At 40.9% G+C, this 8,631-nt stretch carries 8 protein-coding genes and 1 pseudogene; 3 read left to right on the top strand and 6 right to left on the bottom strand.

What is annotated here, in order from left to right; all coding sequences use genetic code 11:
• Positions 1 to 82 precede the first annotated feature (82 nt).
• Complete coding sequence (gene hslO / locus IQ228_RS15170; protein WP_027402701.1) at positions 83 to 988, top strand: Hsp33 family molecular chaperone HslO; 906 nt, start codon at positions 83 to 85, stop codon at positions 986 to 988.
• 141 nt (positions 989 to 1,129) lie between these two features.
• Positions 1,130 to 3,205, top strand: coding sequence for a chromosome segregation ATPase (locus IQ228_RS15165; RefSeq protein WP_193963383.1), 2,076 nt, complete (start codon positions 1,130 to 1,132; stop codon positions 3,203 to 3,205).
• A 340-nt stretch (positions 3,206 to 3,545) separates the two neighbouring features.
• Here the strand turns inward: IQ228_RS15165 and proC are convergent, their stop codons facing one another.
• Together proC and IQ228_RS15155 are read right to left on the bottom strand one after the other, a co-directional pair.
• Positions 3,546 to 4,361 carry a pyrroline-5-carboxylate reductase gene (gene proC / locus IQ228_RS15160; protein WP_027402698.1) on the bottom strand — a complete coding sequence of 272 codons (816 nt, stop codon included), beginning with the start codon at positions 4,359 to 4,361 and terminating at the stop codon, positions 3,546 to 3,548.
• 179 nt (positions 4,362 to 4,540) lie between these two features.
• Positions 4,541 to 4,750: a helix-turn-helix domain-containing protein gene (locus IQ228_RS15155; RefSeq protein ID WP_027402697.1), complete on the bottom strand. Its 210-nt coding sequence runs from the start codon at positions 4,748 to 4,750 to the stop codon at positions 4,541 to 4,543.
• Positions 4,751 to 4,811: 61 nt separating this feature from the next.
• Here IQ228_RS15155 and IQ228_RS15150 point away from each other — a divergent pair, with 61 nt between their 5' ends.
• Positions 4,812 to 4,979 carry a hypothetical protein gene (locus IQ228_RS15150; RefSeq protein WP_168634134.1) on the top strand — a complete coding sequence of 56 codons (168 nt, stop codon included), beginning with the start codon at positions 4,812 to 4,814 and terminating at the stop codon, positions 4,977 to 4,979.
• Positions 4,980 to 5,023: 44 nt separating this feature from the next.
• Here the strand turns inward: IQ228_RS15150 and IQ228_RS15145 are convergent, their stop codons facing one another.
• The 4 genes and pseudogenes from IQ228_RS15145 to IQ228_RS15130 form a co-directional block, all read right to left on the bottom strand.
• Positions 5,024 to 5,626, bottom strand: a complete 603-nt coding sequence (locus tag IQ228_RS15145) for a cell division protein SepF (protein WP_027402696.1) — start codon at positions 5,624 to 5,626, stop codon at positions 5,024 to 5,026.
• Positions 5,627 to 5,992: 366 nt separating this feature from the next.
• A complete protein-coding gene (locus IQ228_RS15140) occupies positions 5,993 to 6,661 on the bottom strand; it encodes a YggS family pyridoxal phosphate-dependent enzyme (protein ID WP_027402695.1) in 669 nt (222 codons plus the stop codon).
• Positions 6,658 to 6,936: a transcriptional coactivator PipX gene (gene pipX, locus IQ228_RS15135; protein WP_027402694.1), complete on the bottom strand. Its 279-nt coding sequence runs from the start codon at positions 6,934 to 6,936 to the stop codon at positions 6,658 to 6,660. Before pipX ends, IQ228_RS15140 begins: the two co-directional genes overlap by 4 nt.
• Before the next feature lie 1,023 nt (positions 6,937 to 7,959).
• Positions 7,960 to 8,631 (bottom strand): annotated as a pseudogene (locus IQ228_RS15130) (hypothetical protein); the annotation flags it as partial.

Raw genomic sequence — 8,631 nt, 5'->3', positions numbered from 1 at the left:
CCCCTCCCCCCCTCCTCTTACCTCCCGACTCGAAACCACTTAAAATGAGAGAGTCATCTTGTAAAGAATTGTCAGGTTTTTCATGGCAGATCAATTAATTCGTGCGACTGCGGCGGATGGTGGGATTAAAGCTATAGGTGTGATTAGTACCCGGTTAACAGAAGAAGCTCGACAACGCCATAAACTATCTTATGTGGCAACAGCAGCATTGGGAAGAACTATGGCTGCTGGCTTGTTGATGGCTGCCAGTATGAAACGGTCAGGTTCTAGGGTGAATGTTCGCGTTAAGGGCGATGGTCCTTTAGGTGGTGTATTGGCAGATGCAGGATTAGATGGTACAGTTAGGGGTTATGTCGGGAATCCGTCTGTGGAATTGCCACCTAATCATAAGGGTAAACTAGATGTGGGTGGGGCAGTAGGTGCAGGCTTTCTATATGTAGTCCGCGATCTCGGTCATGGTTATCCTTACTCTAGTACAGTAGAACTGGTTTCGGGGGAAATAGGTGATGATGTTGCTCACTACTTGGCAAGTTCTGAACAAACTCCTTCGGCTTTAGTTTTGGGTGTATTTGTGGGAGAACAGGGCGTAACGGCAGCGGGAGGAATTTTGATCCAGGTGTTACCCAAAGCTGCTAGGGATGAGGAGCTAGTGGCTACATTAGAATCGCGGATTGAGGCTTTATCTGGGTTTACGCCATTACTGCAAGCAGGTAAAACACTGACGGAAATTTTTAACGATTTGTTAGGAGATATGGGATTGAACATATTTCCTGAAAGTCAGATGTTACGCTTTCATTGTGGCTGCTCTTTTAATCGGGCGCTAGGAGCGCTGAAAATATTGGGAGAGGCGGAACTACAGGACATGATTGTAAAAGATGATGGTGCAGAAGCTACTTGTGACTTTTGCGGTAATATCTATCAAGCAAGTAGTGATGATTTAACTCAGTTAATTGGAGATCTACAAAGAGAATCTTTAATTTCTGATTAATGTCAACAGTCATACTCAACCCAATAAACAGTAATGTTAGGGATGGGTTTTTTAGATAGGAAAGTGAGGATAGCAAACATAAAATTATCTATATTGATCTATCTACTTTCATATCGCTATTCAATTAGTGTGGTGTGAGCAATGACAGAGCGGGATATTCCAGATAATTGGTCTTCAGACCAAGCAGGAGAACCAATTGGGGTTCAGCCTAACTACATACAAAATAATCAAACTGCTGATACCGCTGCTATTGGTTCTCATTCTCAGTCTATGAAGCAAAGAAAAAAGCAAGATGGCGATGTTTTGGCTATAAATGATAATTCAGAACCTACTTTTAATCTCAATATTTTAATTGAGAAAATGCCGCGCTGGACTAAAAATTGGGTAGTTTGGGCAGCAGTATTAACTTTAATTCCTGGAAGCATGGGTTTTCTAGCTTTATCCATGCTGTTTAAGTTACCTACTGCTCCTAATTGTCCACAAATTTTTTGGCCTTTGGCTAGTGCGTCAGTAAGGCTACACTGCGCTCAGTTGGCGGCTTCTAAGCAAACTATTAATGATTTGCTCCAAGCAATTACTCTGGTTAAACAATTACCAGAAAATCATCCTTTGCGGGGCGAAATTAATCGTCTTTTAGAGGAATGGTCACGGGATGTTCTCAGGTTGGCAGATGAGAGTTTCCAAGCGGGGAATTTGGAGGAAGCGATCGCTACAGCCCGAAAAATTCCTACTGACGTGAAGGTTAGTGAACTAGTAGAAGAGCAAATTCAAAAGTGGCAAACGATTTGGTCAAAGGCGGAAGGAATTTACCAAGCAGCGGAAAAAGAATTGCGCCAACGACATTGGCAATCAGCTTTTATGCTCACGGCTAGATTGCTACGGGTTAATAATAAATATTGGGCAAGCACTAAATATGATCAATTAAATAACATTATTGTTACGGCGCGAGAAGATGGGGATAAACTTTACAAAGCAGAAAATTTAGCAAATAATCGCAATTTAGATAGTTTACTTAAAGCTATTAAACTGGCTGAAACGATTAAACCAGATAGTTATCTGTATCAAAAAGCCCAAGAGTTAATATCTGGATTTGCTAGAAAAATGCTCAAATTAGCACAGGCTAAAATGAAGGAGCGAAATGCTGATCAAGCCTTGGAAATTGCCCGACAAATTCCCCCTATTCCTGAATTGCAAGCTGAAGTTGATGATTTTATGGTTTTGGGTGAAGCCCAAAGAAGTGCTTTTATTGGGACTACAGCAGGGTTAGAAACGGCTATTTCTCAAGCTCAACAAATAGATGCTTCTAGGGATATTTATAATGAAGCTCAACAATTAATTGCCCGTTGGCAATTAGAAATTCAAGATGTTTCTCGGTTAGAAAAAGCTCGGAATCTCGCTAGTCAAGGCACTGTTAATGATTTAACAGCAGCGATTTCGGAAGTACAATTAATTCCTGGGAATAATCCGCGGGCTACAGAAGCCCGTCAAGAAATTGGTCGTTGGCGTGGCCAGGTGGAGTCTATTGAAGATAGACCATATTTAGATCGGGCGGAACAAATAGCTATTAACGAGGATGTTATCTCATTACAAACAGCGATCGCTGAACTTAATCAAATTCGCTCTGGACGAGCATTATATCCAGAAGCCAAAAAAAAGATTAGGCTATGGACAGCCAAAATTGAGCGCATTCAAGATCAACCGTACTTAGATCAAGCCAGGGCATTAGCCGACAGTGGTAATTTGACAACGGCTATTAGTGAAGCTCAAAAAATCGCCTCTTCAGGACGCGCTTTATCTAGTGAAGCTCAATCCTCCATAGATACTTGGCAAGACCAAATTCGCGCCAAAGAAAGTTGGCAAAAAGCCAAGCAAGTTGCAGTTACTGGCACACCAGAAGCTTTAATGCAAGCTATTCAGTTAGCAAATCGGGTATCTAGTCGTAACACTTTGCGTTTAGATGTGAATATTGCCATTGACCAATGGAGTCAACAATTGTTGCAAATAGCACGTTCTCAAAGTGAGATTGATGTTGCCAAAGCCATTGATACAGCTAATTTAATTCCTAGTGGTAGTAGTGCTTATACTGATGCTCAAGAACAAATTAGAACTTGGCGGCAATTTATGATTCCCAAATCAGCACCCAGTCCTTCTGTAGAATCTACACCGGAGGAAACGCCAGCAATTCAAAAAACTCAGCCTTTAACAATGCCTAATTAGGGTTTGCTGATAGCAGGAGGTAGGGGCGCAGGGACTGCGCCCATCCAGGGGTTAAGAGGGGCAAGAATAGTCTCTGTATAGCAAAAGTGATAAGTAATTAAAACTCTTACCTTTGCGTCTTTGCGCCTTTGCGTGAGACTAAAATTCAGGGCAAGAATAGTCTCTGTATAGCAAAAGTGATAAGTAATTAAAACTCTTACCTTTGCGTCTTTGCGCCTTTGCGTGAGACTAAAATTCAGGGCAAGAATAGTCTCTGTATAGCAAAAGGATAAGTAATTAAAACTCTTACCTTTGCGTCTTTGCGCCTTTGCGTGAGACTAAAATTCATACCCTTAATCTGTCATCCCTTCCCCAATTCCTGAGCGCGTTCCTTCGAGGCTTTAACAGCTTCGATGACAGCGGAACGAAAACCAGCTTTTTCTAAGGCGCTGACACCGGCAATAGTTGTACCACCGGGACTGGTAACTTGATCTTTGAGTTCGGCGGGGTGAATTTTGGTTTCTTGTACCAGTTTTGCTGTTCCTAAAACTGTTTGTACAGCTAGTTGTTTAGCGATCGCCCTTGGTAAACCCACAGCCACACCCCCATCAGCTAAGGCTTCAATCATCAATGCCACATAAGCCGGTCCACTACCGGATAATCCTGTCACCGCATCCATCAGGCTTTCCGGTACTTCCACTACTTCCCCCACAGCGGTAAAAATCTGCTGTGCTGTTTGTTGGTGATGAGGATGAGTATAAGCCCCTAAAGAAATTGCTGTTATTCCTGCACCCACTGTGGCGGGAGTATTCGGCATAGCGCGAATTATGGGAACTTGAGGAAAAGCTGCTTCTAATTGTTTTAAAGTTACCCCCGCTAGTATGGAAATGATCAGGGGTGAATGTTCTGTTGGTAGGATATCTGCTAATTCTTGAGCTACAGCCGTAAATATCTGGGGTTTGATTGCCAACATCACCGCTGTTTTCGCTGCCCCTAACACTAGACTATTATCCGTTGTCACAACTACCCCATATTTCTGTTCTAAATAGCTGCGGCGTTCACCTTGGGGTTCACTGACAATGATTTCTGCGCCTTGATAAATGCTACTTGTAATAAGGCGGGATAATAGAGCTTCTCCCATTACCCCACCGCCAATTAAGCCAAATTTTATATTCATGATTTTGGATTTTGGATTTTGGATTGACTCTAAGTAATTGGACAAAAATATTTACAGTCATTGCGAGGGAAGGGAGGCAATCACAATCCTGGGAATTGCTTCATTTCACTTCGTTCCATATGGCTAACGCAACGCTTACGCAATGACATTGTGTAATTAATTCTGTCTCACTACTTGCCCTAAAGTGTATAAGCTCGAAAATTGGGTTCCCTGTTCCCTATTCCCTTCTTTTGTAATTTAAGTTTTTCGCCTTCTTTGCGAGTAGCTAAAATATCTATGATTTGAGTATTTACCCAGTTGTAAGCGTGTCTAGCGACTCCAGAAGCCTTGCCAAAAGCTGTAATCTGTCGGTTATTTGGAATTAGTGCAGTTTTGAATGATAAAAGCATTGATTCGACCTTCAATGTTGTGCTATAATATCTAGTATATCAGATATATTAGGATTGGACAATGCCTCGGATTAAATTTAAACCACAAAATCAAGTAGCCTACGATAAATCACCCTTGCAATTTAAGGTTTTACCTGGAGTCAGGGAAAAAATTAAAACCGTCCCTGACTGGCAGCAACGGTTGAGGGATTTTGTTGATCAACTTATTGAAGACTTGGACAAACAGTAATATATGGATAGTTATGGGTAGAAATTATCAAGCTGTTTCTACCCCTACTGTGCCATCCGAGTGGGTTCATTTCCCCAAGTAGGAGTTGCTGCTGTAGCTGGGGGACGGGCGGGACGGGCTTGGTTGACAGGTACTTCATGTATCAAACCGCCTTGAGTGCTAACTTGCACGCAACTGGGGGTAAACAAGAAGATACTTTCACCAATTCTTTCTTGATGTCCGTCTAACGCATAAGTACCACCAGCAACAAAGTCAACTGCGCGTTGAGCTTGATCAGGGTCCATAATGGTCAAGTTCAATACTACTGATTTGCGCTCCCGAAGGGCTTGAATCGCCTGGGGCATTTCTTCAAACGTGCGAGGTTCGAGGACTAGGACTTCAGAGATTCCATTAATTGCGCCTGGCATACCAATAACGTTACTCATAGGTTTAGATACTGTTGCAGCTACTTCTTCTGTATTGTTAGGTTGATTTTCTCGCCAACGCCGATTTGGAGGAGTAGTTTCCTGTGGGGCTGGTTGGGGATTTTCCTGTTGATAGATATTCTGATAATTATTGGCTGTATCAGCTTCTTCTTCGTAGTATTCGTATTCTACCTGCTCATTCAACCCTACAAAATCCCTGAGTTTAGAAAATATATTGCTCATGTTGTATGCTCCCAGATTAAAATTCCCCTAATTTTCCTGGCTATAAGTTACATTGAAGTTCCTTCTAGGCAGTAGTCGTAACTATAGTAGATGTTTGACGTAGTAATCGTACTACTGATTTTACCCTTTAGTACAAATTCCCAATTATTAACAGATATTGATGTTAACGCCTGCACATTAACGAATCTGTAACATTGAGTTAAAATTGTAGCCTAACGATCATTAAAAATAAAGGGGGGTATGACCACCTTTGCAATTAAGAATTACTTATGAGAGTATTATATTTTTTGACAATTATCAATACTTGGTAGTAAATTCGCAAACGATTGTTAATCATGCCCTCTGGAAGTATGACTACAGCTATGTCTAAGCTCGTTCACCAAACAAAATTGTACCTAATCGTACCATTGTTGCTCCTGCTTGCACTGCCAATTGGTAATCCCCAGACATACCCATTGATAACTGCTGCATGGTAATATTTGGCCAATTTTGTGATTGGATGGTTTGTGCTAATTCATACGTAGTATTAAATACTGTTAAAATTTCTGCATCCGCCAACCCTTGAGGCGGAATTGTCATCAAACCTTGAATTTGTAGATTTTGACATTGGTTAAGCGCTGCTAAGTCCGCCAATAATTCTGGAACCATCCAACCAGATTTATTTGCGTCGGGGAGAATTTTGACTTGTAAGCATACCTTTGGATTCACTCCCAGTTCTGCCGCTAGGATATTTAACCGTTGTGCCAGTGGCAAGTTATCAACGGAGTGAATCCATGAAAATAGTTCTAAGGCTTTTCTCGCCTTATTGGTTTGGAGATGTCCAATCAAGTGCCAGGTAATATCCCCTAGATCTTGCAATTCGGCTTGTTTACTGGCAGCTTCTTGGATGCGACTTTCAGCAAAATCACGAATTCCTGCGGTGTATGCTTCCCGCATTAATTCAGTAGATACTCTTTTCGTAACAGCAATCAACCTCACTGTAGATGGGAGTGAGGCGTGAATTTGAGCGAAGCGATCGCTAATTAAACTACTCATTGGAATGTGCGCTGAAATACACCTTGAAGTTGCTCGTACTCCTGAGAATTACCACTGCGGCGCAAAGTCCGTAAGCGATTTTCCAGCATCATCCTAGCCTCAGTCCGGCCAATTGGCTGAAATTTCAGGACTTTTAGTTCAGTTGTTACTAGAAAAAATAAGCGTTGGGCGTAGAGTGTGGTAAACAGATCCTGGTTCTCATCAACCATACAGATCCTATAGAGTAAACCCCAAGTTGGATGATTTATGTAAGTTTCTGAGTTTTCTGGATTCATTTCCTAGTCAAGGTGGGGAGTATATGTAGCCGAGGACGGGGAACAGGCATTAAAAGTCATGAAGGCAAATCAGTGTGATGATAACTGGATGTTTTCATGCAACTGACAACCGCTATAGCTTGTTCTGCAATTTACTAACATTCAGAGGATAGTATATCCCTTCCGCCAAATTTTTCGTTGACAGTGCGAAACTAACAATCTTCTTGACAGGGTTCTTCTGCAAAACAACACCCTTGCAAGTCTGTGATGTTGCACAGGCTTCTTTCCATCCTGCCACAATTCTCCCCCAACGGCGCAAAGATGGACATTTATCTAGCCGGCATATAGTATTTCAGGGGTAAAAGTCTTGTACTGTATGACTTTTGCGGTAATTTTTAGTCAGATATACTCCGCAAGGAAATAAATTGAGCTTTTGCTTAAAGGTGATATATGGATGTAAAAACGCAAGTTATAAGTAATTGGACAAAAATATTTACAGTCATTGCGAGCGAAGGGAAGCAATCACAACCCTTGGAATTGCTTCATGTCACTTCGTTCCATATAGCTAACGCCACGCTGCGCTAACGCAATGACATTGTGTAACTAATTCTGTCTCACTACTTACTAAACACGGGTGAGATTTAAACTTTTGCCAAATGACAAAGAACCCAGATGTGTAGGGGTAAAGCATGAGATCATTGGTGTCAACTTAAGCTCAAATCCCTACCACATCTCGTTCCTAGTCTCTGACTAGGAATGCAGTTGATGAGGCTCTGCCTCTAATCCCAATGCGCCCGTGCATCAAAATCACCTCAAACACTGTGCTGGTATACATTGTAGAGTTTGCACGAACCTCTGCCTCTAATCCCAATGCGCCCGTGCATCAAAATCACCTCAAACACTGTGCTGGTATACATTGTAGAGTTTGCACGAACCTCATTTTCCGCTAAAATACTCGAAAGCCATAGCTGATAAGCCTTTACAGGTTATATAATAAGTGTTCGATAAATACACCCTCCGGTTCGCGCAGTTTAGGTGGTGTTGTTAAATGATGTCGTTGGCGATCGCTTCTAGTTCATCATACAAGTTCCTCTCATTGTAAGGTATACCTAAATTCTTAATCTCATTCAGAAATTTTTCTTTAACTTCTTTTCGGTATGTAGTCAAAACATCTGTGTAAATTAATTTTTTTGGATTCCCTAACAGGTATTTAATTACATCTTGCTCGTTAAAACCCAAAAGATTGTGCATTAAACCATTACGAAGATCATCATCATATTCTTTATACTTATCCTTTTCAATACATATCCATGTGAGCAAAGACCAAGGTTTAAATCCAACCCTGAGTTTATCAAGCCAGTTAAATAATCCAGCATTACTGTTTGTGACATCGAATGCTTTATTTTTATTTTTATCCAAGGCTTTTGTATCTTGAAAAATAGGATAATTATTAACAGGGAATGACATTTTGTGTAACACATCATATTTAGTGTCAACAATTTTTTTTATATCTCTATCCCAATCTGGTATACCTAAAACCGATTTTAGTGTTTTATCTGAATAATTGTCACTAACATTTCTAACAAAAACTAATCCTGGCTGTTGCCATTTAACTAATTGCTGACTCAGAAATGTTTTTTGCTTTCCATCAATATTCAAAATAATTTTCTTATTATAAATTTTACTGGTGATCGCAGCTTTTAAAAAAGTTTCATG

The organism is Dolichospermum sp. LEGE 00246 (assembly GCF_015207865.1).
GTDB classification, from domain to species: domain Bacteria; phylum Cyanobacteriota; class Cyanobacteriia; order Cyanobacteriales; family Nostocaceae; genus Dolichospermum; species Dolichospermum heterosporum.
Note: the sequence above shows the minus strand (reverse complement) of the source record. Positions and strands in the feature narration are given on the sequence as shown.

Coding starts and splice junctions, on each gene's coding strand:
- hslO (WP_027402701.1), top strand. CDS start 83: ATGGCAGATCAATTAATTCGTGCGACTGCGGCGGATGGTGGGATTAAA.
- IQ228_RS15165 (WP_193963383.1), top strand. CDS start 1,130: ATGACAGAGCGGGATATTCCAGATAATTGGTCTTCAGACCAAGCAGGA.
- proC (WP_027402698.1), bottom strand. CDS start 4,361: ATGAATATAAAATTTGGCTTAATTGGCGGTGGGGTAATGGGAGAAGCT.
- IQ228_RS15155 (WP_027402697.1), bottom strand. CDS start 4,750: ATGCTTTTATCATTCAAAACTGCACTAATTCCAAATAACCGACAGATT.
- IQ228_RS15150 (WP_168634134.1), top strand. CDS start 4,812: ATGCCTCGGATTAAATTTAAACCACAAAATCAAGTAGCCTACGATAAA.
- IQ228_RS15145 (WP_027402696.1), bottom strand. CDS start 5,626: ATGAGCAATATATTTTCTAAACTCAGGGATTTTGTAGGGTTGAATGAG.
- IQ228_RS15140 (WP_027402695.1), bottom strand. CDS start 6,661: ATGAGTAGTTTAATTAGCGATCGCTTCGCTCAAATTCACGCCTCACTC.
- pipX (WP_027402694.1), bottom strand. CDS start 6,936: ATGAATCCAGAAAACTCAGAAACTTACATAAATCATCCAACTTGGGGT.